The sequence below is a fragment of the Streptomyces sp. NPDC027663 genome, from assembly GCF_055566415.1.
The window spans coordinates 855,889-879,084 of the sequence record NZ_JBVHSK010000001.1 but is presented as its reverse complement, the minus strand read 5'-3'; the positions used below and the strand labels follow the sequence as shown (position 1 = coordinate 879,084).

22 protein-coding genes and 1 pseudogene are annotated in these 23,196 nt (G+C 72.5%); 15 read left to right on the top strand and 8 right to left on the bottom strand.

Annotated features, from left to right (window positions below; all coding sequences use genetic code 11):
* Positions 1–300: 300 nt before the first annotated feature.
* The 5 genes from ACZ4SF_RS03910 (at position 301) to ACZ4SF_RS03890 (ending at position 6,284) form a co-directional block, all read left to right on the top strand.
* The gene (locus ACZ4SF_RS03910; protein ID WP_468377788.1) at positions 301–1,380 is read left to right on the top strand and encodes an energy-coupling factor transporter transmembrane component T; all 1,080 of its coding nucleotides are present in this window, start codon (positions 301–303) and stop codon (positions 1,378–1,380) included.
* Positions 1,377–3,350, top strand: a complete 1,974-nt coding sequence (locus tag ACZ4SF_RS03905; RefSeq protein WP_468377786.1) for an ABC transporter ATP-binding protein — start codon at positions 1,377–1,379, stop codon at positions 3,348–3,350. Before ACZ4SF_RS03910 ends, ACZ4SF_RS03905 begins: the two co-directional genes overlap by 4 nt.
* A 37-nt stretch (positions 3,351–3,387) precedes the next feature.
* Positions 3,388–4,383, top strand: coding sequence for an ECF transporter S component (locus ACZ4SF_RS03900; RefSeq protein ID WP_468377783.1), 996 nt, complete (start codon positions 3,388–3,390; stop codon positions 4,381–4,383).
* A 335-nt stretch (positions 4,384–4,718) separates the two neighbouring features.
* The gene (locus ACZ4SF_RS03895; protein ID WP_468377781.1) at positions 4,719–5,132 is read left to right on the top strand and encodes a lytic transglycosylase domain-containing protein; all 414 of its coding nucleotides are present in this window, start codon (positions 4,719–4,721) and stop codon (positions 5,130–5,132) included.
* Between the two features lie 465 nt (positions 5,133–5,597).
* Positions 5,598–6,284 (top strand): YoaK family protein, encoded by a 687-nt coding sequence (locus ACZ4SF_RS03890; RefSeq protein ID WP_468377778.1) that lies wholly within the window; start codon positions 5,598–5,600, stop codon positions 6,282–6,284.
* A gap of 13 nt (positions 6,285–6,297) precedes the next feature.
* On the opposite strand, the gene ACZ4SF_RS03885 is transcribed toward ACZ4SF_RS03890, so the two are convergent.
* On the bottom strand, positions 6,298–7,533 hold the full coding sequence (locus ACZ4SF_RS03885; RefSeq protein WP_468377775.1) for a cytochrome P450: 1,236 nt from the start codon (positions 7,531–7,533) through the stop codon (positions 6,298–6,300).
* A 230-nt stretch (positions 7,534–7,763) separates the two neighbouring features.
* On the opposite strand from ACZ4SF_RS03885, the gene ACZ4SF_RS03880 reads away from it, so the two are divergent.
* A complete protein-coding gene (locus ACZ4SF_RS03880; protein ID WP_468377773.1) occupies positions 7,764–8,933 on the top strand; it encodes a steroid 3-ketoacyl-CoA thiolase in 1,170 nt (389 codons plus the stop codon).
* On the opposite strand, the gene ACZ4SF_RS03875 is transcribed toward ACZ4SF_RS03880, so the two are convergent.
* Entirely contained in the window at positions 8,917–9,102 is a 186-nt protein-coding gene (locus ACZ4SF_RS03875) for a DUF397 domain-containing protein (RefSeq protein ID WP_468377770.1), read from the bottom strand. The two genes, ACZ4SF_RS03880 and ACZ4SF_RS03875, sit on opposite strands and share 17 nt — an antisense overlap.
* 89 nt (positions 9,103–9,191) lie before the next feature.
* Positions 9,192–9,600 (bottom strand): annotated as a pseudogene (locus tag ACZ4SF_RS03870) (helix-turn-helix domain-containing protein); the annotation flags it as partial.
* Here ACZ4SF_RS03870 and ACZ4SF_RS03865 point away from each other — a divergent pair.
* The 4 genes from ACZ4SF_RS03865 (at position 9,583) to proP (ending at position 13,692) form a co-directional block, all read left to right on the top strand.
* The gene (locus ACZ4SF_RS03865; RefSeq protein ID WP_468377767.1) at positions 9,583–10,023 is read left to right on the top strand and encodes a hypothetical protein; all 441 of its coding nucleotides are present in this window, start codon (positions 9,583–9,585) and stop codon (positions 10,021–10,023) included. The pseudogene ACZ4SF_RS03870 and the gene ACZ4SF_RS03865 overlap by 18 nt on opposite strands.
* On the top strand, positions 10,020–11,606 hold the full coding sequence (locus ACZ4SF_RS03860; protein ID WP_468377765.1) for an NACHT domain-containing protein: 1,587 nt from the start codon (positions 10,020–10,022) through the stop codon (positions 11,604–11,606). Before ACZ4SF_RS03865 ends, ACZ4SF_RS03860 begins: the two co-directional genes overlap by 4 nt.
* Positions 11,573–12,028 (top strand): hypothetical protein, encoded by a 456-nt coding sequence (locus ACZ4SF_RS03855; RefSeq protein WP_468377762.1) that lies wholly within the window; start codon positions 11,573–11,575, stop codon positions 12,026–12,028. The genes ACZ4SF_RS03860 and ACZ4SF_RS03855 overlap by 34 nt, the downstream gene beginning before the upstream one ends.
* Before the next feature lie 290 nt (positions 12,029–12,318).
* Complete coding sequence (proP, locus tag ACZ4SF_RS03850) at positions 12,319–13,692, top strand: glycine betaine/L-proline transporter ProP (RefSeq protein WP_468377759.1); 1,374 nt, start codon at positions 12,319–12,321, stop codon at positions 13,690–13,692.
* Positions 13,693–13,822: 130 nt separating this feature from the next.
* On the opposite strand, the gene ACZ4SF_RS03845 is transcribed toward proP, so the two are convergent.
* The gene (locus ACZ4SF_RS03845; protein WP_468378308.1) at positions 13,823–14,128 is read right to left on the bottom strand and encodes a VOC family protein; all 306 of its coding nucleotides are present in this window, start codon (positions 14,126–14,128) and stop codon (positions 13,823–13,825) included.
* A gap of 334 nt (positions 14,129–14,462) precedes the next feature.
* On the opposite strand from ACZ4SF_RS03845, the gene ACZ4SF_RS03840 reads away from it, so the two are divergent.
* Both ACZ4SF_RS03840 and ACZ4SF_RS03835 read left to right on the top strand, forming a co-directional pair.
* Entirely contained in the window at positions 14,463–15,509 is a 1,047-nt protein-coding gene (locus ACZ4SF_RS03840) for a DUF2330 domain-containing protein (RefSeq protein ID WP_468378305.1), read from the top strand.
* A gap of 48 nt (positions 15,510–15,557) precedes the next feature.
* The gene (locus ACZ4SF_RS03835; RefSeq protein ID WP_468377757.1) at positions 15,558–16,229 is read left to right on the top strand and encodes an O-methyltransferase; all 672 of its coding nucleotides are present in this window, start codon (positions 15,558–15,560) and stop codon (positions 16,227–16,229) included.
* 17 nt (positions 16,230–16,246) lie between these two features.
* Here ACZ4SF_RS03835 and ACZ4SF_RS03830 read toward each other — a convergent pair whose 3' ends face one another.
* Positions 16,247–16,639 (bottom strand): FHA domain-containing protein, encoded by a 393-nt coding sequence (locus ACZ4SF_RS03830; protein ID WP_468377755.1) that lies wholly within the window; start codon positions 16,637–16,639, stop codon positions 16,247–16,249.
* Between the two features lie 99 nt (positions 16,640–16,738).
* On the opposite strand from ACZ4SF_RS03830, the gene ACZ4SF_RS03825 reads away from it, so the two are divergent.
* Positions 16,739–17,173, top strand: a complete 435-nt coding sequence (locus tag ACZ4SF_RS03825; protein ID WP_468377753.1) for a DnaJ family domain-containing protein — start codon at positions 16,739–16,741, stop codon at positions 17,171–17,173.
* Here the strand turns inward: ACZ4SF_RS03825 and ACZ4SF_RS03820 are convergent.
* Positions 17,162–18,166 (bottom strand): hypothetical protein, encoded by a 1,005-nt coding sequence (locus ACZ4SF_RS03820; RefSeq protein ID WP_468377750.1) that lies wholly within the window; start codon positions 18,164–18,166, stop codon positions 17,162–17,164. The genes ACZ4SF_RS03825 and ACZ4SF_RS03820 overlap by 12 nt on opposite strands.
* Positions 18,167–18,171: 5 nt before the next feature.
* Entirely contained in the window at positions 18,172–18,852 is a 681-nt protein-coding gene (locus tag ACZ4SF_RS03815; protein WP_468377748.1) for a hypothetical protein, read from the bottom strand.
* Between the two features lie 169 nt (positions 18,853–19,021).
* On the opposite strand from ACZ4SF_RS03815, the gene ACZ4SF_RS03810 reads away from it, so the two are divergent.
* Positions 19,022–19,555, top strand: coding sequence for a GNAT family N-acetyltransferase (locus ACZ4SF_RS03810; protein ID WP_468377745.1), 534 nt, complete (start codon positions 19,022–19,024; stop codon positions 19,553–19,555).
* On the opposite strand, the gene ACZ4SF_RS03805 is transcribed toward ACZ4SF_RS03810, so the two are convergent.
* A complete protein-coding gene (locus tag ACZ4SF_RS03805) occupies positions 19,548–21,590 on the bottom strand; it encodes an MDR family MFS transporter (RefSeq protein ID WP_468377743.1) in 2,043 nt (680 codons plus the stop codon). The two genes, ACZ4SF_RS03810 and ACZ4SF_RS03805, sit on opposite strands and share 8 nt — an antisense overlap.
* Positions 21,591–22,266: 676 nt before the next feature.
* Between ACZ4SF_RS03805 and ACZ4SF_RS03800 the strand changes: the two genes are divergently transcribed.
* Positions 22,267–22,911, top strand: a complete 645-nt coding sequence (locus ACZ4SF_RS03800) for a peptidoglycan-binding domain-containing protein (protein ID WP_468377741.1) — start codon at positions 22,267–22,269, stop codon at positions 22,909–22,911.
* The last annotated feature ends 285 nt before the right edge of the window (positions 22,912–23,196 follow it).

The window sequence follows — 23,196 nt, the reverse complement described above, 5'->3', positions numbered from 1 at the left end:
TGCGCGTGCGGGTGCGCTGGGGCCGGGCGCGCAGTTCCCCGCGCCCCCAGGGAACTGCAGGCACCGCAGTCGAATTCGCACCGTAACTGCGGACCGTCCTGCGCGTGCGGGTGCGCTGGGGCCGGGCGCGCAGTTCGCCGCGCCCCCAGGGGGTTGCAGGCGCCGCAGTCGAATTCGCACCGTAGCTGCGGGCAGTCGTGTCGCTGGGGCGGCACGGGTGGGCGCAGCGGCACCCCGCGAGCGCGGGTGAGTGACGCCGGCCCCCAGCTTGCCGTAGCTCAGGGGAGCCATACGACGCAGGTGGGCATCCCCATCCGGCGCCGGAGCACCCTGCACCCCGGTGCCTGGTGGCTCTGGGCCCTTTCCCTCGGCACCGCCGCCACCCGCACCACCAACCCCCTCCTCCTCGCCCTCCTCATATCCGCCTCCGCCTACGTCGTGGCAACGCACCGCACTCCCGCCCCCTGGTCCCGCTCCTACACCGTCTTCGCCAAACTCGCCCTCGCCGTCCTCCTCATCCGCGTCCTCTTCGCGGTGGCGCTCGGCTCCCCCATCCCCGGCACGCACATTCTCTTCACCCTCCCGGAAGTCCCCCTCCCGCACTGGGCGCAGGGCATCCGCCTGGGCGGCCGGGTCACCGCCGAGGCAGTGGTCTTCGCCGCCTACGACGGCCTGAAGCTCGCCACCCTCCTCATCTGCGTCGGCGCGGCGAACGCCCTGGCCAGCCCCACCCGCCTGCTCAAGTCCCTGCCCGGCGCGCTGTACGAGGCGGGCGTGGCCGTCGTCGTCGCCCTCACCTTCGCCCCGCACCTGATCGCCGACGTCCAGCGACTGCGTGCCGCCCGCCGCCTGCGCGGCCGCCCCGACCGCGGCCTGCGCGGCCTGCTCCAGGTCGGGCTGCCGGTCCTGGAGGGCGCGTTGGAGCGCTCGGTGGCGCTCGCCGCCGCGATGGAGGCCCGCGGCTACGGCCGTACCGCCGAGGTCCCCGCCCCCGTCCGCCGTACCACGGCCGCCCTCACCCTCGGCGGCCTGCTCGGCGTGAGCGCCGGCACGTACGGGCTGCTGACCGCCGAAGGCGGCACGTACGGCATCCCGGTCCTGCTGGCCGGCGTCGCCGCCGCGCTCGCGGGTCTGCGGTTGGGCGGCCGCCGTTCCCTGCGCACCCGGTACCGCCCGGACCCCTGGGAGCCGCGCGCCTGGCTGGTCACGGCCTCGGGAGTGGCCGTGGCCGCCCTGCTCACGCTCGCCTCGGTCCGCGATCCGCAGGCGCTGCACCCGGGGGTCGTCCCCCTCGTGACGCCCACGCTCCCGCTCTGGCCCGCCGCGGCCGTCCTGCTCGCCCTGCTGCCCGCCGTCATCGTCCCCAGGGAGCCGTCGTGATCCGCTTCGAGGATGTCAGCGTGACGTACGACGGTGCGGCCGGACCCGCCATCGCCGGCGTCGACTTCGAGGTGCCCGAGGGTGAACTGGTGCTGCTCGCCGGTCCGTCCGGGGTCGGCAAGTCCACGGTGCTGGGCGCGGTGAGCGGGCTGGTCCCGCACTTCACCGGCGGCACCCTGCGCGGACGCGTGACGGTGGCCGGCCGGGACACCCGTACCCACCAGCCGCGGGAACTCGCCGACGTCGTCGGCACGGTCGGCCAGGATCCGCTCGCGCACTTCGTGACGGACACCGTGGAGGACGAACTCGCGTACGGCATGGAGTCGCTGGGGCTCGCCCCGGAGGTGATGCGGCGCCGGGTGGAGGAGACCCTGGATCTGCTGGGCCTGGCCGGGCTCCGGAACCGGCCGATCGCCACGCTGTCCGGCGGGCAGCGGCAGCGGGTCGCGATCGGCTCGGTGCTCACCCCGCACCCGCAGGTCCTGGTGCTCGACGAGCCGACCTCGGCCCTCGACCCCGCCGCCGCGGAGGAGGTCCTGGCCGTCCTGCAGCGGCTGGTCCACGACCTCGGCACGACGATCCTGCTGGCCGAGCACCGTCTGGAACGTGTGATCCACTACGCCGACCGCATCGTCCTGCTTCCCGCCCCCGGCGCCGCCCCCGTCACCGGCACCCCGTCCGAGGTGATGGCCGTCTCCCCGGTCTACCCACCGGTGGTGGCCCTAGGCCGCCTGGCCGGCTGGTCACCCCTCCCCCTGACCGTACGGGACGCCCGCCGCCGGGCCCCGGAACTACGAGCCCGCCTCGCCCCCACCTCCACCTCCACCGCCACCGCCACCGCCACAGGCACAGGCACAGGCACAGGCACAGGCACAGGCGATCGTCCCGCCACAGCTGCGGGCCGCCGTCCCACTGAAGCAGCGCCCGCCCAACAGCCGTCCCCCGCCGCAGCCGCCGACCACCGACCCACTGAAACAGCGCCCACCCAACAGCCGTCCCCCGCCGTACCCGCCGGCAGGTGTGACGTCGGGGCGGTGCGGGTGGGCGAGGGTTCCGCCGGCTCGAGCGAAGCCGAAGCCGGGGGCTCGGGGGAGGCGGTCCGTCGGAATGGGCGAGCCACCCCTTCCCCGGCCCGCACCAGCACCCGCACCAGCACCCGGCGCCTCTCCTTCTTCCGGCGTCGTTCCCCCGGCCCCGCCGCCCCCGCCCCGGTCTCCTCCGACATCGCCGGGATCCACTCCCTCGCCGTCCGCCGGGACCGTGTCGACGCCCTCCGTCATGTGAACCTCACCGTGCCCCCTGGCGAGACGATCGCCCTCATGGGCCGCAACGGCGCCGGCAAGTCCACCCTCCTGAACTCCCTGGTCGGAGTGGTGCCGCCCACCGCCGGAACCGTCACCGTCGGCGGGGTCGTCCCCCACCGCACGCCGCCCCACGACCTCATCCGGCACGTCGGCCTCGTCCCCCAGGATCCCCGCGACCTCCTCTACGCGGACACGGTCGCCGCCGAATGCGCCGCGGCCGACCAGGACGCCGGCGCCGCGCCCGGCAGCTGCCGGGCCCTGGTGTCCGAGCTGCTGCCGGACGTCGCGGACGACACCCACCCCCGCGACCTGTCGGAGGGCCAGTGCCTGGCGCTCGCACTGGCCGTCGTCCTGACCGCCCGCCCGCCCCTGATCCTGCTGGACGAGCCGACGCGCGGCCTGGACTATGCGGCGAAGGCCCGCCTGGTGGCCGTACTGCGCGCTCTGGCGGCGGAGGGGCACGCGATCGTGCTGGCCACACATGACGTGGAGCTGGCTGCCGAGCTGGCGCACCGGGTGGTGCTGCTCGCGGAGGGCGAGGTGATCGCGGACGGCCCGACGGCCGAGATCGTGGTGTCCTCTCCTTCCTTCGCACCGCAGGTGACGAAGATCCTGGCCCCGCAGCGGTGGCTGACGGTCTCCGAGGTCCGGGAGGCACTCGGATGAACCTCCCTGCCCGCCCCACCGTCCGGGAGGCACTCGGATGAACCGCCCTGCCCGCCCCACCCGGTCCACGCACACTCGGTCCGCCCGTCCCACCCGGCCCGCCCGTCCCACCCTGTCCGCCCGTCCCACCCGGTCCGCTCGGCCCGGCCGGATCCGCGCCGTCCGCCTCGGCCCCCGCTCCCTCGCCGCGCTGGCGCTGACCAGTGCTGTCGGGTTGATCGGCTTCTGCTGGCCCTTCCTCGCTCCGCCCAGCTCGCAGCTGAGCGCCCACGCCCAGGACGCGCCCTGGCTCTTCGCGGGGCTGCTGGCGCTGCTGGTGGCGGTGGTGGCGGCGACGATCTCCGAGTCGGATCTGGGGCCGAAGGCCGTCGCCATGCTGGGCGTGCTGGCCGCGACCGGCGCGGCGCTGCGGCCGATCGGCGCGGGCACGGCCGGGATCGAGCCGATGTTCTTCCTGATGGTGCTCAGCGGGCGGGTGCTCGGGCCTGGCTTCGGGTTCGCGCTGGGCTCGGTGACGATGTTCGCGTCCGCGCTGCTCACGGGCGGGGTCGGGCCGTGGCTGCCGTTCCAGATGCTGGCGATGGGCTGGTTCACGATGGGTGCCGGGCTGCTTCCGGGGCCGAGGGCGGTCCCTGCCGCCCTGGCGAAGCCGAGCGGCAGGGGGAGGCTGCGCGGCCGAGGGTTGCTGCGCGGCCGGGAAGGGCTGCGCGGTCGCGCCGAGCTGGTGATGCTCGCCGGTTACGGCTTCCTCGCCGCCTTCGCCTACGGCACCGTCATGAATCTGGCCGGCTGGCCCTTCCTGGCCGCCGCCGCCTCGAACATCTCCTTCAGCGCCGGCGCCCCGGTCGCCACCAATCTGGCCCACTTCGTCGCGTACTGCCTGGCCACCTCGCTCGGCTGGGACCTGGGCCGGGCGGTCTGCACGGTCGTACTGACCCTCGTCCTCGGTCCGGCGGTGCTGCGTGCCCTGCGCCGGGCCACGCGGCGGGCCGCTTTCGAGACCGCGGTCACATTCGACGGTCCCGCTCGGTGAACACTCGCTCGCGGTCCGCGAGCAAGTCGGTGAAGCACCCCACATGACCCACGTCACCTACGACGTGAGGCCGTAGCCCCATTTGTCCGATACATCCTTCCGTGCACCCCTTCTGACCTGGGGATTGAGACCCACGCCACAGCGCCGACTTTCACCGGCGATCCGGCCACAACTAGTAAAAGGGGTCATTGCGGACGGCTTTCCGGGCTGCTTCTCTGGATGACGTCGCCAGGCACCGCAGGCCCCTCGGGGTCGAAGGCGCCGACGCATACAGGCCACAGCGCGTGGCCCATCCCATGCGGGCGATCCCATGTCCCCGACGCAAGAGGTTCTCCGTGTCCGTTTCCTTCATCCGCCGCATCGCTTCCCCGAAGAAGGCCCTCACCGCCGCCGCTCTGGCCGCCGCCACCGCCGGCATGGCTCTGACCGCGGCACCCGCCCAGGCCGCCACCGGCCAGGCCTCCTCCGCCCAGGCGATCGCGCACAAGATGATCCCGGACGCCGCGCAGTTCAACGCGTTCAGCAAGATCGTCGAGCACGAGAGTGGCTGGAACCCGTCCGCCACCAACAGCTCCTCCGGCGCCTACGGCCTGGTCCAGGCCCTGCCGGGTACGAAGATGGCTTCGGCCGGTGCCGACTGGAAGACCAACCCGGCCACCCAGATCAAGTGGGGGCTGGACTACATGAACTCCCGCTACGGCAGTCCCGTCCAGGCCTGGAACTTCTGGCAGGCCAACGGCTGGTACTGAGCCGGCCACCAGGCCGCTTCGCCGCTGAACCAGCGCGCGGTCCCGGCCGGCGCGGCCCCGTCCGACCCGAAGCGGTCGGCGGGCCCCACCCCGAGCACCTGCACCCTCGCCCCCTGCTGGGCGAGGGTGCTCGCGCATGTCCGCCGGGCCCGTGCGGATGGGCCGACCGGGCTGCTTTTCCACCGTTGTGCGCGTGTCCTGTGCCATGGCCCGAACGCAGCGGACGCAGGCTGCGCCGGGGCAACCAGGAGTCCCCGCACCCGGGCCGGCTCCTTCGTGCCACGGTGGGCTGCTTCCGTGCGAGCGGTGGACTGCTTCCGCGCGGCCAGTGGGCTGCTTTGCGCGTGGCGGGCGGGCTGCTTTCCGCGCGGCCGGTGGGCTGCGTCCGTCTCGGCCACCCCGCCGTGGCCGACACCTGCGGTGCCTGCCCGTCCGTCCGTGTCTGCCCGGCCCTGCGGAGGAACGATGACGACGCCGACGCCACCGGTGCGGGACCCGGAGACGCGCGGGCTGCGGCTGGTGGCCGTGCTGCTGACGCTGACCGTGGTCAGTGGGCTGATCGACGCCGTCAGCTATCTGGGGCTCGGCCGCGTCTTCACCGCCAACATGACCGGCAACGTGGTCGTCCTCGGCTTCGCCGCGGCCGGCGCCCCGGGCTTCTCCGTGCCCCACACCAGCACATCCCTGGCCTGCTTCCTGCTGGGCGCGGTGGCGGGCGGCCGGGTCGCGGCCCGCCACGGCAAGGGCTCCCGGCGCCGGTGGACCCGGCTGACCCTGGCGGCGGAGGCGGTACTGGTCGCCCTGTCGGCAGCGGTGGCGTTCGTCCGGCCGGACACCGGCGGCACCCGCTACGCCCTGATCGCCCTCACGGCCTTCGCGATGGGCCTGCGCAACGCCACGGTCCGCAAACTGGGCGTGCCCGATCTGACCACCACGGTCCTGACGATGACCCTGACCGCTCTGGCCTCCGAGTCCCGCCTCGGCGACGGCACGGGCCACCGCTCCCCGCGCCGCACGGCCTCGGTGCTCGCCATGGCCGGCGGTGCCTGCCTGGGCGCATGGCTGGTTCTCCGGCACGGACTGGGCATCCCCCTGCTGATCGCGGCACTGGCCTCCGGTGTGCTGGCGATGGTGGCCTCGGGGCGGGAGTGAGGGCCGCTCCGGCTCAGTCCGCGGCGACCCTCAGTTCCTTCACCCCGTTGATCCAGGCCGAGCGCAGGCGGCGAGGCGCCTCGGCGAGCCTCAGCTGCGGCATCGCCTCGGCGATCGCGTTGAAGATCAGGTCTATCTCCAGGACGGCCAGGGACTTGCCGAGGCAGTAGTGGGGACCGCCTCCGCCGAAGCCCAGGTGGGGGTTGGGATCGCGGGTGATGTCGAAGGTGTCGGGCTCGGCGAAGACCTCCGGGTCGCGGTTGGCCGAGGCGTAGAAGAGGCCGACCCGGTCGCCCTTCCCGATCCGCACGCCGCCCAGCTCGGTGTCCTGGGTCGCCGTGCGCTGGAAGGCGTTCACCGGAGTCGCCCAGCGGACGATCTCCTCCGCAGTGGTGGCCGGGCGCTCACGCCGGAAGAGGTCCCACTGGCCGGGATTGGTGAGGAAGGCGTGCATGCCGTGGGTGATGGCGTTGCGAGTGGTCTCGTTGCCGGCCACCGCCAGCATCAGCACGAAGAAGCCGAACTCGTCGGAGTTCAGGTTGCCCTCGTCCTCCGCCGCCACCAGAGTCGTCACGATGTCGCGCGCCGGGCACTGCTTGCGTTCGGCGGCCATGTTCATGGCGTAGGCGATGATCTCGGCGGCCGACTGTGCGCCGACCTCCTCGGTGATCGCGTACTCGGGGTCGTCGTAGGCGATCATCTTGTTGGACCAGTCGAAGATCTTGGACCGGTCCTCCTGCGGGACGCCGATCAGCTCGGCGATGGCCTGGAGGGGCAGTTCGCAGGCGACCTCGGTGACGAAGTCGAAGGGCCCGGACCGGGCCCGGGCGGCTGCGACGATGGCCTCGGCCCGGGCGCGCAGCCGGTCCTCCAGCGCGCGGATGGAGCGTGGCGTGAACCCGCGCTGCACTATCTGCCGTACGCGCGTATGTTCCGGTGGATCCATGTTGAGCAGGATCAGTCGTTGCGCGTCGATCGCGTCGCGCTCGATGTGCTCGTTGAAGCGGATGATCGCGGTGTTGAGCGAGGAGGAGAAGAGTTCCGGGTGCGTGGAGACGTACTTGACGTCGGCGTGCCGGGTCACCGCCCAGTAGCCGGTGTCGGCGAAGCCCGCGATGCCGTGCGGCTGAGGGATCCAGCGGACCGGCTCGGCACGGCGCAGCGCGGCGAACTCAGGCAGGGGCACGCGGTGGTGCAGCAGGTCGGGGTCGGTGAGGTCGAACCCGTCGGGCAGCGCTGGACAGGGCATCGGCGGCTCCAGCCATCTGACGGTCCATCAGCGGGTGCCGTGACGGTAGTAACGGGTTCTACAACAGGCAAGAGGTACGGCACCCTCAATCCGTGCGGAAGTCGCGCAGATCGCGCCGCCGGTACCTGCAAGACCCTTGCGGTGATGGACGTCACGTCAGCAGACTGCTGAACAGAACTAGAACGCGTACTAGTTCTGGAGGAGAGCCCTCTCGGAGAGGACCCGCACCCATGGCCGCCGAACCCGTGATCGTCGAAGCCGTACGCACCCCCATCGGCAAGCGCGGCGGCGCGCTAGCCAATCTGCACCCCGCCTACCTCCTGGGCGAGACCTACCGTGAACTCCTCGGCCGCACCGGCATCCCCGCCGACGCCGTCGAGCAGATCGTCGGCGGCACGGTGACCCACGCCGGCGAGCAGTCCATGAACCCCGCGCGCACGGCCTGGCTGACCATGGGACTGCCGTACGAGACGGCCGCCACGACGGTCGACTGCCAGTGCGGGTCCTCGCAGCAGGCCTCCCACATGGTGGCCAACATGGTCGCGGCGGGCGTGATCGACGTGGGCATCAGCTGCGGCGTCGAGGCGATGTCCCGGGTCCCGCTCGGCTCCGGCTCCAAGCACGGCCCCGGCAAGCCCTTCCCCGACGAGTGGAACGTCGACCTCCCCAACCAGTTCGAGGCGGCCGAACGCATCGCCCGGCACCGGGGTCTGACCCGCGAGAACGTCGACGCGCTGGGCCTGATCTCGCAGGAGCGGGCGGCGGGCGCCTGGGCGGAGGAACGTTTCAAGCGGGAGACCTTCGCCGTACAGGTCCCGACGACGGAGGAGGAGCAGCAGGCCGGGCAGGGCATGTGGCGGCTGGTCGACAAGGACGAGGGCCTGCGGGACACGTCCCTTGAGGCCCTGGCGGGCCTCAAGCCGGTGATGCCGACGGCGGTCCACACGGCGGGGAACTCCTCCCAGATCTCGGACGGCGCGGCGGCGATCATGTGGGCGTCCAAGCGGATGGCCCGTGCCCTGAAGCTGAAGCCGAGGGCACGGATCGTGGCCCAGGCCCTGGTCGGCGCCGACCCGCACTTCCACCTCGACGGGCCGATCGACGCGACCCGCGCGGTACTGGGCAAGGCGGGCATGTCCCTGAAGGACATCGACCTCGTCGAGATCAACGAGGCCTTCGCATCAGTGGTGTTGAGCTGGGCTCAGGTCTTCGAGCAGAACCTGGAGAAGGTCAACGTCAACGGCGGTGCGATTGCCCTCGGGCACCCGGTGGGAGCGACGGGCGCCCGCCTGATCACCACCGCCCTGCACGAACTGGAGCGCGCCGACAAGGAGTTCGCGCTGATCACCATGTGCGCGGGCGGCGGGCTGGCGACCGGGACGATCATTCAGCGGCTGTAGCGGCCCAGTTCACGAAGGTGGAGAAGGCGGCGGGGTCGAGGGTGAGGATCGGTCCCGCCGGGTTCTTGCTGTCGCGGACGGCGAGGGTGGCGCAGGGGGCTGCGGCGACCTCCAGGCACTGGCCGCCCTGGTCGCTGCTGTAGCTGGACTTACGCCACTTGCTCCCCATAGCGGTCCTCCATTACCCGTCGGATCGGCCCCGCCGAGTCTTTGACCGAGAGCGCGGCGGCTCGCCAGATGATCGTAACGGAGCGAGCAGTCGTCGAGGTCGGTGTCGTCCAGCGCGCCGAGCACCGCCCGCACGTACTCCGGAGTCTGCAACAGCCCGTGGATCATCCCCATTTGGAACGTGCAGATCTCCGCCGCTCGTGCTTCCAGCTCAGCCACCTGCTGAAACCACGCCGGTAGTTGGCTTCGCATCACCAGCGGGACGAGCCGCGTCAGCAACCCGCCCGTCCCGAGCGCCACATCCACGCGCTCACTGAACTCCACCGTCGGCAACTTCCGCGCCGTTTCCACCTGGCCGATCAGCGAACCCCGTGTAGTTGCCCCCCAGTTGCCGCTGGGTCAGGCCCGCCGTCTCCCGGTACCGGCGCAGTTCGAAGCCGTAGTAGTCGAACGGTGAGGCGCCCTGGTCGAGCACACGGACATGGACTGGCTCAGTCAAGTCACACAGCTGGCAGCACTCGGCGGCACCACGGTGTTCACGGCCGCGGTGACCGACGGGTTCCAGACGAGCAAGACCCGGTTGACCAGGCTCCTCGGCCGGGGCGACGCCGAACGGGAGAGCGCGGTGGAGGCGGGCCTGCAGGGGACCGCCGCGGTGGCCGCAGCCTCCGACGAGGAGGAGCGGGAGCGGGTGCGCGCGGAGCACACCCGGTCGTGGACGGCGCAGTTCACCGAGATGCTGCGGGGTCTGGAACCCGCCGAGCGGGACGAGGTCGCCGCCGAAGTGCGGGCGCTGGCACAGAGGTTCGGTACTGCCGGTGGTTCCGGCAGGCCGGGGGTGTTCCAGACGTTCCGCGGTCCCGCCTACTTCCAGAACGGCGACCACAATCACCAGGTGTTCTACATCGGGACGACGGAATGATCGGCGAGTTCCACGGGCCGACGTTCCACCAGAACGGCGATCACAACCGGATGGAGGTTCACCAGAACATCTTTACGGTCACCCCGACCGACCTGGACGAGGCCGCCGAGGAGCTGGCCGTCGCTGTTCGCGACTACTGGCGCCCGGAGGCGACCTACCGGGGGCTCCACAGGGCTCTGGTGCCCGTGCACTGGCGGGTGAGCCGGCAGGGGCTCACGACGAGGGCCGCCGCCGCCACGGCCGAGGGCGCCCCGCGAAGGTTCGCGCCACTGCCGGGACTCGCGCCGGTGACCCCGAAGAGCCTGCGCAAGGGCGGTGGCCTGACCGATCTGCACAAGGTGTACGGAGGTCTGGCCTCGGGCCGCCTGCTGATCGTCGGGCCTCCGGCGGCGGGCAAGACGTCGGCCGCGGTGCTGCTGCTCCAGCAGGCGCTGGAGTACCGCGAGGGCGCGGCGACTCCGCAGCACAAGGCACGCATCCCGGTACCGGTGCTCATGCCGCTGGACGGCTGGGCGCCGGAGGACGAGAAGGAGGACGTGGTCGAATGGGCGGCCGAGCGGCTGTCCCATCTGTACCAAGGGCCCAGGCATCTCCACCAGTTGCTGAAGGCGGGCCGTGTCGCGCTGTTCCTCGACGGCTTCGACGAGGTCGGTGAGGAGGTGCGGTCCCTCGCCGTGGCCGCGCTCGAGTCCGCGCCGTTCCGTGTCGTCCTGGTCTCCCGCACCGACGAGGCGGCGGAAACGACGCGGCCGGCGCTGGCAGCCGGTGCCGTCGCCCTGGAACTGCAGCCGGTGCCGCCTGCCGACGCGGCCGAGTACCTGCTCGACTCGCTGGAGGACGAGGCCCCCGCGGCCTGGCAGAACGTCGCCCGGCGTCTCCTGGACGAGCCTGGGGGTGCGCTTGCCCAGGCTCTCACCGATCCCTTGACGTTGAGCCTCCTCGTGGAGGCCTACGGTCGCCACGGACCGGTGGAGGAGATCCTCGGCCTGGACGACCCGGAGGGGGTCCGGGACCACCTGTTCGAACACGCGGTCACCGCGGCCTACACGAGGAAGCCCCGGCCGCACGGATGCCGCCCCTACTCCCCCGAGACGGCCGAACGGACACTGCAGTATTTCGCCGTACGGCTCACCGAGGAGGGCACCAGGAAGCTGTGCTGGTGGCAGATCCCGACCGGGGCGCACCGCCCGTCGGGGGCGTGGGTCGCCGCGGTCGCCGTCGGGTACGTCGCCGCGGTCGCCCTCGTCATGGCGCCGATCGTGGGCCTCATGTGGGGCACCGTTCCCGGTCTGCTGGGGTGTCTCCTGCACGCCCCGACGCACTGGGCATCCGCATGGCCCGGCTCAGACGTCCGCAGGAGCTGCCGAGCGCCGGCTGGGGTGACGTCTTCCCGCGCCGGAATTTCGCCTTCGCCTCCGTGTGCGGGCTCGGGGCGGCCGGCTCGGTGTGGTTGGCCGGACGTCTCTTCGACCTCGCCGCGCCCTGGTGGATCCACGCGTCCGCGGCACTGTCGATCGGCTTCGCCGGGGCGCTGCGGGGAGGCCGCGGCGTGGAACTGGTCGCGAGATCCCCGCTGTCGATGATCACCGGCCTCCCCTCTCCCCACCGGCCCCTGCCTCCGCTGGAGAGCGAGACCCGGGCACTCGGCCCCCAGGACGTGTGGCGGCACCACTCACGGCTGCTCCTCCCGCTGGGCCTGCTGAACGGCGTCGCCGTGGCGCTGTGCACGGGCGCCATGGGGTCACTCTCGAAAGGGGGTCTGCCCTTCGGTGCGGCCATCGGCGTGGCGATCGGCATCGGCTACGCCGTGCTGTCCGGCGTCCTCGGCAATCTCGCCGTCGCCACTGCCGCAACCGCCGTGCAGCTCTCCGTCCGCGAGGGCACGCCGGTACGTCTGATGGCCTTCCTGCACGACGCGCACCAGCGCGGTCTGCTGCGCGCGACCGGCCCGGCGTACGAGTTCCGGCACGCCCGGCTCCAGGAGTGGCTGGCCCGCCGGCCCTAGTGATCAGCCGGGAGCCGCGTCCCTCAGCGGCTCCCGGCCGGCCCTACCGAGCGCCGTCGGCGTCCGGTTGCGCGCCAGGGCGCGAGAAGGATCACAGTGAGCAGGCCGTATACCGTCGCGCGAGCGGGCAGACGTACCTGCATATCCAGCCTTTAGCTGCACTCTGCATCTAACTGCATACAGGACGTAGGGGGCGGAAGTCCCCCTATGGTCGTTTTTCGGCCCGTCGTACGTCACCGTCGCCGTCCGGGTCCGTCCCTGTCCCCGTCGAAAGGTAGGCGAGCCCCGTTTTGGCGACCGCCACAGCCGTCATCCCGCATCAGAAGACCCGGCGGGCCAGCAAGGCCCACGACGTCACCGTCACCGATCCCGCGCTGGTCAGGCGTGCCGTGAAGGCGGCTGCGCTCGGCAACGCGATGGAGTGGTTCGACTTCGGTGTCTACAGCTACATCGCGGTCACCCTGGGCAAGGTCTTCTTCCCGTCCGGCAACCCGACCGCACAGCTGCTCTCGACGTTCGGCGCCTTCGCGGCGGCCTTCCTCGTACGCCCGATCGGCGGCATGGTGTTCGGCCCGCTCGGCGACCGCGTGGGCCGGCAGAAGGTCCTCGCCCTCACGATGATCATGATGGCGGCGGGCACGTTCGCGATCGGCCTGATCCCGTCGTACGCCACGATCGGTGTGGGCGCGCCGGTCCTGCTGCTGGCCGCCCGCCTGGTGCAGGGCTTCTCCACCGGCGGTGAGTACGCGGGCGCGACCACGTTCATCGCCGAGTACGCGCCGGACAAGAAGCGCGGCTTCCTGGGCAGCTGGCTGGAGTTCGGCACGCTCGCCGGCTATATCGGCGGCGCGGGCCTGGTCACCCTGATGACGGCCCTGCTCTCGTCGGACGACCTCACCTCCTGGGGCTGGCGCATCCCGTTCCTGATCGCGGGCCCGATGGGCATCATCGGCCTGTACCTGCGGATGCGGCTGGAGGAGACCCCGGCCTTCGCGGCCGAGGTCGAGAAGGCGGAGGCGGCCCGGCCCAAGGTGCCGCTGCGCGAGATGGTCACGGGCCAGTGGAAGTCGCTGCTGCTGTGCATGGGCCTGGTGCTCATCTTCAACGTCACCGACTACATGCTGCTCTCGTACATGCCGAGCTACCTGACCAGTGAGCTGAAGTACGACGAGACGCACGGTCTGCTGGTCGTGCTCGGTGTGATGGTCCTGATGATGATCGTCCAGCCGTTCGCGGGCGCGCTGACCGACCGCGTCGGCCGTCGTCCGGTGATCGCGGCGGGCTGTGCCGGCTTCCTCTTCCTCTCCGCCCCCGCCCTGCTGCTGATCCGCCAGGGCAGCCTGGTCGCGGTGGGCCTGGGCATGGCCGCGCTGGGCCTGCTCCTGGTCTGCTTCACGGCAGCCATGCCGGCCGCGCTGCCCGCCCTCTTCCCGACCCGGGTCCGCTACGGCTCCCTGTCCATCGGCTTCAACGTGTCGGTGTCCCTGTTCGGCGGCACGACGCCGCTGGTCGTGACCGCGCTGATCGGGGCGACGGGGAACATGATGATGCCCGCGTACTACATGATGGCCGCGGCTGTCGTGGGCGGTGTCGCGGTGTGGCGGATGTCGGAGTCCGCGGGGCGGCCGCTGCCTGGATCCGCGCCGTCGGTGGAAGGCCGCTGAGCGCCGCGGGGATGTGTCACCGTCGCCGGGTGCGGGCCCGTAGGGGCTGGTAGCGCGGTTCCCCGCGCCCCTGGGGGCCGCCGGCCGCTTCGGTGGGTCCGCATGATGGCGGAGTCGGCCGGGACCAGCCTCAGAGCGGGTTGAGGCGGGCCTTGAGCAGGCAGAACTCATTGCCCTCGGGGTCGGCGAGTACGTGCCAGGACTCCTCGCCGGTCTGGCCGATGTCGGCCGGGCGCGCCCCGAGCTTCAGGAGGCGTTCGAGCTCGGCGTCCTGATCGCGGTCGGTGGAGTTGACGTCGATGTGCAGCCGGGGCTTCCCCTGCTCCGGCTCGTCCCTGCGGCTGAGGAAGATCGTCGGCTGCGGGCCGCCGAACCCTTCGCGCGGCCCGATCTCGATGCTGCCGTCCTCTTCGCGCTCGAGCACGACGAAGTCCAGGACCTCGCATCAGAACCGGGCCAGCACCTCGGGCTCGCGGCAGCCGAGCACCAGCTCACCGATACGACACGCCATGGACGAATACCTACTCTCAGCGTGGGACCTGCCGGGGCGGCCGCGCGGAACCCTCGGGCTCCCCGCAGCGGAACACGGTGGAGACCGTACCGGGCGGGGCGAGCAGGTGCGAAGGCTTTTCCGGAGGGCGCGCCCCGGGGGCGGGTGACGGAACCGGCACCGGAACCGTTTTCACACGTGCACCGTCTGTAACCCCGTGACGCGCGCCCGGATACTCACCGTCGTACTCGCCCTGCTCGGCGTACAGCTCAGCTGGCTGATGGCCCCGGCCTTCGCCTGCGGCTGCGGTGCCATGGTCCCCGACCCGGCCGGCCGCATCGCCGTCTCCGACGAGCAGTCGGTCGTCCGCTGGGACGGCCGGCAGGAGCAGATCGTGATGCGGCTGACCGTGAGCGGCAGCGCCGAGCGCGCCGCCTGGATCATGCCGGTCCCGCACCGGGCGACCGTCCGCCTCGGCGACCCCGCCCTGTTCGACCAGCTGGCCAAGGCCATCGCCCCGGTCCACCGCGCCCGCTACCACTTCTGGCCGCACAACGGCGACTGGCCCTTCGACGACCACGACATGGCCGCCGACGCCCCGGTCGACGGTGCGGCCGCCGGCGCCGGCGTAGGCGTGGTCGGCCGGCAGCGGCTCGGCCCGTTCGACGTGGCCCGGCTGACCGCCACCGACCCGGCCGCCCTGCAGAACTGGCTCCGCACCCACGGCTTCTCGCTCCCCGCCCGGCTGAAGTCCGCCCTGCAGCCGTACGTCGACGACCGCTGGGAGTACGTCGCCGTCCGCCTCGCCCCGGACGCGCGCGGCATTGCGCTGAGCGGTGCCCTCGACCCGCTCCACCTCACCTTCGCCGCCGACCGCCCGGTCTACCCGATGCGCCTGTCCCGGCTGGCCGCCACCCCGCAGTCGCTCGGCCTGTACGTGCTCGCCGCGCACCGTATGGAGACGAGCGGAACGATCGGCGGCATGCGGCCCGACGTGGTGTTCGCCGGCCGGCTCGGCACCCGTCGCGGCGCCCTCGGGAAGCTGGCGGACGGCACCCCGTACCTGACGGCCGTCACCCAGAGCTTCCCCGACCCCGCCCGCATCTCCGGCGACCACGAGCTGCGCCGGGCCGCCGCGGACACGCCGGTCCAGCAGGTGATCTACGAGGACGAGCTGCGCCGGGTCGCGGGGATCCCGGCCTGGGCGCTGACCGTCGGCGGTGTCCTGGCCGTGGTCGTCGCGGTCGCCGCCGTGATCGTCGTACGGCGTTCCCGTCGGCCGGTGACTCCGCCGCCCTCGGTCTCCCCGCCCGCGCCGCTCGGCTGAGATCATCGAAGCGGGCACGGTAGACACTCGGGAAAGGCAGCAGGCGCTATGAGCGGGTCGCAGCTCTGGGACGATGTGGACGACTACTTCATCAGCAATCTCTCACCGGACGACGAGGCGCTGCAGGCGGCGCTGCGGGAGAGCGAGGCCGCCGGGCTGCCCCAGATCGCGGTGACGGCCGCGCAGGGCAAGTTCCTGCAGCTGCTCGCCCAGGTGCAGGGCGCCCGGCACATCCTCGAGATCGGCACCCTCGGCGGGTACAGCACGATCTGGATGGCCCGTGCCCTGCCCGAGGACGGCAGGCTCATCTCGCTGGAGTACAACGCCAAGCACGCCGACGTCGCCACCCGGAACATCGCCCGCGCGGGCCTGGAGAAGGTCGCGGAGGTGCGGGTCGGGCCGGCCCTGGAGTCGCTGCCCAAGCTCGCCGACGAGAACCCGGCCCCCTTCGACCTGGTCTTCATCGACGCGGACAAGGCCAACAACGCCCACTACGTGGAGTGGGCGCTGCGGCTCACCCGGGCGGGCAGCCTGATCATCGTGGACAACGTGGTGCGCGGCGGCCGGGTGACCGACGCGGGCAGCAGCGAGCCGGACGTGGTCGGCACCCGGGCGGCGATCGAACTGATCGCCACGCACCCGAGGCTGAGCGGTACGGCGATCCAGACGGTCGGCAGCAAGGGCCACGACGGCTTCGCGCTGGCCCGCGTGCTGGCCTGACCGCCCGGGGGCGTGCCTCACAGCTCGTGGTAGAAGCCCACGTTCACGCTGCGCGGCGCGGTGCGGTCCTGGATGACGATCTCGCCGGATCCGCCGTGCGGCAGCGCTACGGTCGCGCCGTAGCCGAGGGGCTGGGCGTACTCGCCGGTGCCGAGCCGGACTTCGGACGCCGGGTCGGGCTGTGAGCCGCGCAGCCAGGTCAGCTGCCAGGTGCCGTCGGGGCCGCACACGAACTCCAGGTGGACCCGGGAGACGAACAGCCAGTCCTCGGGGGTGACCAGCCGGCACACGGCCGCGTCGCGGCCGACCCGCAGCACGGCGCCGGGCTCGCTGGGCGCCTCGGCCATCGTCATGCCGGCCGTGGCGCCCGCGTCCGCCCCGGAGACGGCGGCCATGGTGAGTTCGAGCACGAGCGGTCCCCCTGAAACGTCCTTGTGCGGTGGGCGGATTGCCGCACCGCCGCCGCATGATAAAACGCCCGGTGGGGTCGCGTCCGGCACAATGGGTCCATGACCGAGCGAAAGCCACCGGGCGTCCCGTTCGAGTCCTGGGTGGACAAGCAGATCCGTGACGCGCAGGGGCGCGGGGAATTCGACCGGCTGCCGGGCAGGGGCCGGCCGCTGCCCGCCGGTGTCGACTCGACGTACGACGAATTGTGGTGGGTCAAGAGGAAGTTGGTGCGCGAGGGGCTGGCCGTGCTGCCGCCCTCGCTGGCGCTGCGCAAGGAGGCGGAGGACGCCCTGGAGGCGGCGTACGCGGCGCCCTCGGAGCGGATGGCCCGCAAGATCATCGAGGACGTGAACGTCCGTATCCGCGACATGATGTTCAAGCCGCCGCCCGGGCCCCCGCTGGGCAAGAAGCCGTACGACGTCGAGGAGGTGGTGCGCGAGTGGCGGCAGCGCAGGGCTGCCGCCGGTGGGGAGCTGCCGGGGTCAGCCGTGTAGCAGGCGTCCGGCCAGCTCGCGGTAGTCGCGCAGGGCGAGCCGGAGCTGCTCGGTGTCGGTCCCGGAGCCGGGCCCGCCGTCCTGCGTGCCCTCCCAGGACATGCGCAGGGTGCGGCGCCGCCGGGTCACGGCCTCGGTGAACCGGGCGGCGATCTCCTCCAGCGTCCGGTCGGCCTGCTCCACGGCCGTCCGGGGCTCGTCCACGAAGCCGACGGCCACTTCACGTATCCGCTGCTCCCACCGCTCGGTCTCCTCCCGGGCCAGCAGCGGCGCTTCGGTGCCGGAAGGTGCGGGACCGGCCTCGCCGACGGCGGTTCCTTCGCCGGAGGCCGGGGACGCACCGGGTGCCGAGGTGCCGTCGACCGCCGTCGGCCCGGCGTCCGGTGCCGGGTGGCCGGTGGTACGGGCCGCACGTCCTGCGGGCTCCGCGACGGCCGGCGCGCCGAGCCCGTCGTCGGGCAGCCGGCTCTTCTCCGAGCCGGTGGACGGCTCCCAGCCGGGCGTACCGGGCCCGGGGTCCTCTGCCCCGCCGCGTGCGGCCGTCGCCGACCGGTGACTGGCGGTGAACCCCTCGTCCACCCCGGTGCCCAGGTCTTCCGTCCCGGGCCGCAGCCCTTCGGAACCGTGCCGTTCCGCAACGTGCCGTCCCTGAGCGCCCGTGCCGGCCGTTCCTGCGGGAGCGGGCGTACCCGCCGGTCCGGCCGGCGGATGCGGGGCGTCCTCCGGGGTACGGTCGTCGCCCGTAAGGCCCTCGCGGCCGGGGCCGGCCGAGCCGGGCCTGCGGCTCGCGTTCCCGGGCGGGGCCGGCTCGCCGGGCAGCCGCTCCTCGGGCCGGGGCTCCCTGCGCATCCGCCGCCCCGGCGTCGCGTCGTCCGGGGCCCATTCGTCCGTCTGCGCCGACTCCTGCTCCGGCACCCACTCCTCCCCCGGCGTGCGGGGGTAACGTTCGGTGGGCCGCCGGTCGCCGCCGGAGCCGCTCGTCATGTCCGGCATGGTGCTCAACTCTCCTTCGGCCGGCTCCGGTGCAGGGCCCACGAGGTGTGGGACCGCGCGTGGGACCGGCCACCTGTGGGGGTGGCGGACCGGCCGGTGCCGGGGGCCGCGCGATGGCGGCCGGCCTCCGTGCTGGTCAGGTCGTCGAAGAGGGCGCGGGCCCCGAGCAGCGCCGACCGCATCTCCTCGGTCCCGGCCCCGTCCTCGCTCGCTCCGCTGCCGGCGTCCGTGCGGGCCACCCGGTGCACCTGCCGGTAGCCGTCGACGTGATCGGCGTGGTGCACGGACAGCGCGGCGAGCTGCTCGTCGTACCGCCCGCCGTCGGGGTAGCCGCGCGTCGCCGCGAGTTCCGCGAGCAGCCGGTCGGCCTCGGCCACCGCCTGCCGCGGCGAGTCGACGAAGTGTTCCTGCACGGCCGTCCAACGGTCCGTGTACTGCTCGCGCTGGGCGGCGTCCAGCGGGCGTTCCCGCAGGTCGCCGTGGCGTTCGACGCGTTCGCTCAGCTCCCGTTCGGCGGCCTTGGTGTCTCCGTCGTGCACGGCCACGGCCCGTTCGTACTCGGGCCCGAAGCGCCGCTTCAGACTGGACCCGCCGTGCCGGGCCCGGCTGCGCAGGATCAGGGTTGCCGCGCCGGCGACCACCACCGCCGCGATCACGATCAACAAAATGATCAGGCCTGTGGACATGCTGCCCCTCCGGTCGGACCGGCCCCACTGGCCGGTTCTCCTTCCGGGTGACCCGGAACCCGGCCCACAAACGGTTGCGGCCGCGCCCCGCCACCGCCCTCGCCCCGCGCAGCTCGCCCCCGCACAGCCGGTTGCCGAGGATGCGGGACGTCTCCCGACAATGGCCGGCATGACGTGGACGATCACCCCGGAGCCGTACGACTCCCCGGCCGCCGTCGCACTGTGGCGGGCCTACTGCACGGAGGTCAGTGACCGCTGGTACCTGCTGCACGAGGGACACCGGACCGACCCGGACGAGCTGGAGCGGGAGATCGCGACCGGAAAGGGTGCCGAACTCGCCCCGCCGCATGGGCGGTTGCTCATCGGGCGGTATCACGGCACGCCGGCCGGATCAGCGGGTGTACGGCTGCTGGACCCGGACACCGCCGAGCTGACCAGGGTGTTCGTGCTGCCGGGCATGCGTGGCCTGAACGGGGCCGCCCACCTCGTGTCCGCCGCCGAGCTGGCCGCCCGCCTCCTGGGCGCCCGGCGGGTCGTCCTCGACACCCGCAGCGACCTGGTCGAGGCCCGCGCCCTGTACGCCCGCCTCGGCTACACCGAGACCGGCCCGCACAGCACCGACCCGTACGCCGAACACTGGTTCCGCAAGGAGCTGCGATCGGATGCGGGTCCGGACGCGGATCCGGAGGAAGCCTTCAGCTGACCTTGGCGACCGTACCGCTGTCGTGCGGGCGTTCGCGTTCGGCGCCGCACAGTTCGCCGGTGAGTTCGTGGACCAGCCGGGCGAGGTCGGCCGAGCAGCCCGGCTGCCACCAGTCGCCGAGCATTTCGGCCAGGGACTCCTCGCGGGCCGTGGCGAGCCGGTCGGCGACCACGCGGCCGGTGCCGGTCAGCACCAGGTCCAGGCCCTGCCGTTCGGCGAGCCGCCGCTCCTCGACCTGGCGGGCGGCGGCCATCACCGCCCGGAGCGGCACGGGGCTGCGCTCGGCGAGCACCCCTGGTTCGACGGCACCGTACCGCCGGATGCGCAGCAGCATCCAGCTGGCGGCGGGCAGCAGGTCGTACCCGGCCCGTTCGGTGATCTCCCGGTAGATCTCGCGGCGGCCCTCACGGGTACCGAGCACGGACAGCGCGCGGCACACCTCGTCGTAGGAGGAGCGCTCGACCGGGTTGGGCGGGATGGTCTCGGATACCTCCGGCGCGGTGACCGAGCCGCGCAGCCGGTCCTCCTTGAGGAACCAGGCCAGCAGGAAGCCGAGCAGGGCGACCGGCGCGGCGTACAGGAAGACGTCGGTGATGGCGGACGCGTACGCGTGCAGCGCCGCCGGGCGCAACGGGGGCGGCAGCGCGGCGATGCCCCGCGGGTCGGACTTCAGCGCGTCGGGGGTCGCGCCTGGCGGCAGGCGTACGCCCCGGAAGGCGTCGGCGAGCTTGTCGCCGAGGCGGCTCGCGAACACCGTGCCGAAGACGGCCACGCCGAAGGAGGCGCCGATGGAGCGGAAGAAGGTCGCGCCGGAGGTGGCGACGCCGAGGTCCTCGTAGGAGACGGAGTTCTGCACGATGAGCACCAGGACCTGCATGACCAGGCCGAGTCCGAGGCCGAGGACGAAGAAGTAGACGCTCATCTCGGCGGTGGGGCTGTGCTCGTCGAGCCGGTGCAGGAGCAGCAGGCCGAGGGTGGTGACGGCGGTGCCGGTGAGCGGGAAGACCTTCCAGCGGCCGGTGCGGCTGACGATCTGCCCGGAGACCGTGGAGGACAGCAGCAGGCCGGCGACCATCGGCAGCATGTGCACTCCGGACAGGGTCGGCGAGATGCCGTGCACGACCTGGAGGAAGGTCGGCAGGTACGTCATCGCGCCGAACATCGCGAAGCCGACGATGAAGCTGATGACGGCGGCCAGCGTGAAGGTGCGGATGCCGAACAGCTTGAGCGGCAGGACCGGTTCGGCGGCGCGGCGTTCCACGGCCACGAACGCCACGGCGAGTACGACGCCCAGCACGGCCAGGCCGACGATCTGCGCCGAGTCCCAGGCCCAGGTGGTGCCGCCCAGCGAGGCGACCAGCACCAGGCAGGTGGCGACGGCGGCGATCAGGAACGTCCCCAGGTAGTCGATGACGTGCCGGGCGGTGCGGCGCGGGATGCGCAGCGCGGCGGCGATCACAGCCAGCGCGACCACGCCGACGGGCAGGTTGACGTAGAACACCCAGCGCCAGCTCAGAAGCTCGGTGAACAGCCCGCCGAGCAGCGGCCCGAGCACGCTGGCCGCACCGAACACGGCGCCGAACAACCCTTGGTAGCGGCCGCGGTCACGCGGCGGCACGAGGTCGCCGACGATCGCCATCGACAGCACGATCAGCCCGCCGCCGCCCAGGCCCTGCAGTGCCCGGAAGGCGATCAGCTGCGGCATGTCCTGCGCCATGCCGCACAGTGCCGAGCCGATCAGGAAGATCACGATGGCCGTCTGGAAGAGCCGCTTGCGCCCGTACTGGTCGCCGAGTTTGCCCCACAGCGGGGTCGCGGCGGTCGACGCCAGCAGATAGGCGGTGACGACCCACGAGAGGTGCTCGAGCCCTCCGAGATCGCTCACGATCGTCGGCAGCGCGGTCGCGACGATGGTCTGGTCGAGCGCGGCGAGCAGCAGCCCCAGCAGCAGCGCGCCGATCGGCACCAGCACGCTTCCCGGAACGTTCTCGCTGTTGCCCAGGTCCTTCGCCGTGCCGTGGGTGTCCAGGGCCATGGGGACCTCCTGAGGCTCGGGTGCACCTCTTCCATCGTGATCGGAGTCACCACTTATGGCCTGTCGAGCCCTTCGGATGTGGAGGAGGTGTGCGCATAGTCTCTGAAGTTCGCGAGGGGAGAGCGAACACGTGAGTGATTCCGAGGGCCGCACCTGCCCGGAGTGCGGCATACCGAGAGGCACGGACCACACTCCGTCGTGCGACTGCACCGAGCGGACGGCCAGGGCACTGCGCGACACCCGCACGGCCGAGGCCGCAGCGGCAGAAGACTTCGACCCGCTGCGCATACGGCCGTACGTCGGGGTGGCGGGACCGGAGAACCCGGCAACCAGAAGACCACCAGCCACATCCGGCTCACCTGCCGCGGAGACGAAGCCCCCGCACACACCCGGTACGGCGGCCCCGGGGGTGGAGCCGCCGGGTGGGTCCGGTTCGGCGGTCTCGCCGACGACGGCAGCGGGTGTCCCCGATCGGGCGGCTTCGCCGACGGAGGCGCCGGGTGCGTCCGATTCTGCGATCTCGCCGACGAAGGCGCCAGACGCGCCCGATTCGACGGCCTCGGGGGTGGAGCCGCCGGGTGGGTCCGGTTCGGCAGCCTTGCCGACGGAGGTGCGGCGCGCCTCCGATTCGACAGCCTCGGCGGCGGAGGTGCCGGACCCGTCCGGCCCACGGCTCATGGGGGAAGCCTTCCTCGCCCCCGGTACGGAGGAAGAGGAGCCCCGGTCCCGCCGCTCCCGCCGTACCCCGCTGCTGGTCGCCGGCAGCGCGGCTGTGGCTATCGTCGCGGTGGCCGGTGTCGCGCTGGTCTCCTATCACACGCCGACCCGCGACCGGGCGGCCCAGGAGGTCAGGGAGAGCATCCCGGACACGACGACCCTGGCGCCCGCCTCGGCGTCGGCCCCGGCGCCGCCGGTCCCGCCCCGCTCACCGGCCGTCTCCCCTTCAGCATCGGCCGACCCGAGCCCGCCCGCGGTCTCCGCCTCACCGCCCCGGACTCCGACGCCGACTCCGACCGCATCCCGCAGCGCGTCCGGCTCGGCCGTCCCCGGCCCGTCCGTGACGACATCCGGCACCCCGAACCCGACGCCCGCCGTCGCACCGGTGCTGCGCCGCGGCGACACCGGCCCGGAGGTCAGCGAACTCCAATGGCGACTGAGGCAGCTGAACCTCTACGGCGACCGGATCGACGGCGTCTTCACCCGCCCGGTGGAGGACGCCGTACGCACCTACCAGCTGGCCCGGGGCATCACAGACGACTTCCTGGGCGAGTACGGCCGGGCGACGCGACGCAGCCTGGAGGACGAAACGAAGGAACCCTGACCCGCCCCCAGACACACCCCCCGAACCCACCCAGAGACGCGGGAAACCGCGCAACCAGCCACAACGACGCCGCACCCGATCACCGAAACACCACCCCGGGCCACCCCTCAAGACACGCAAAACCCAACCCACCCAGGGGCGCGGGGAACTGCGCAACCAGCCACAACGACGCCGCACCCGACCACCAACCACCACCCCGGGCCACCCCTCAAGACACGCAAAACCCAACCCACCCAGGGGCGCGGGGAACTGCGCAACCAGCCACAACGACGCCGCACCCGACCA

Coding starts and splice junctions, on each gene's coding strand:
- ACZ4SF_RS03890 (WP_468377778.1), top strand. CDS start 5,598: ATGACGACGCCGACGCCACCGGTGCGGGACCCGGAGACGCGCGGGCTG.
- ACZ4SF_RS03820 (WP_468377750.1), bottom strand. CDS start 18,166: ATGCCGGACATGACGAGCGGCTCCGGCGGCGACCGGCGGCCCACCGAA.
- ACZ4SF_RS03860 (WP_468377765.1), top strand. CDS start 10,020: ATGATCGGCGAGTTCCACGGGCCGACGTTCCACCAGAACGGCGATCAC.
- ACZ4SF_RS03900 (WP_468377783.1), top strand. CDS start 3,388: ATGAACCGCCCTGCCCGCCCCACCCGGTCCACGCACACTCGGTCCGCC.
- ACZ4SF_RS03885 (WP_468377775.1), bottom strand. CDS start 7,533: ATGCCCTGTCCAGCGCTGCCCGACGGGTTCGACCTCACCGACCCCGAC.
- ACZ4SF_RS03840 (WP_468378305.1), top strand. CDS start 14,463: ATGGCCCCGGCCTTCGCCTGCGGCTGCGGTGCCATGGTCCCCGACCCG.
- ACZ4SF_RS03835 (WP_468377757.1), top strand. CDS start 15,558: ATGAGCGGGTCGCAGCTCTGGGACGATGTGGACGACTACTTCATCAGC.
- ACZ4SF_RS03825 (WP_468377753.1), top strand. CDS start 16,739: ATGACCGAGCGAAAGCCACCGGGCGTCCCGTTCGAGTCCTGGGTGGAC.
- ACZ4SF_RS03800 (WP_468377741.1), top strand. CDS start 22,267: ATGGGGGAAGCCTTCCTCGCCCCCGGTACGGAGGAAGAGGAGCCCCGG.
- ACZ4SF_RS03875 (WP_468377770.1), bottom strand. CDS start 9,102: ATGGGGAGCAAGTGGCGTAAGTCCAGCTACAGCAGCGACCAGGGCGGC.
- ACZ4SF_RS03805 (WP_468377743.1), bottom strand. CDS start 21,590: ATGGCCCTGGACACCCACGGCACGGCGAAGGACCTGGGCAACAGCGAG.
- ACZ4SF_RS03815 (WP_468377748.1), bottom strand. CDS start 18,852: ATGTCCACAGGCCTGATCATTTTGTTGATCGTGATCGCGGCGGTGGTG.
- ACZ4SF_RS03810 (WP_468377745.1), top strand. CDS start 19,022: ATGACGTGGACGATCACCCCGGAGCCGTACGACTCCCCGGCCGCCGTC.
- ACZ4SF_RS03865 (WP_468377767.1), top strand. CDS start 9,583: ATGGACTGGCTCAGTCAAGTCACACAGCTGGCAGCACTCGGCGGCACC.
- ACZ4SF_RS03880 (WP_468377773.1), top strand. CDS start 7,764: ATGGCCGCCGAACCCGTGATCGTCGAAGCCGTACGCACCCCCATCGGC.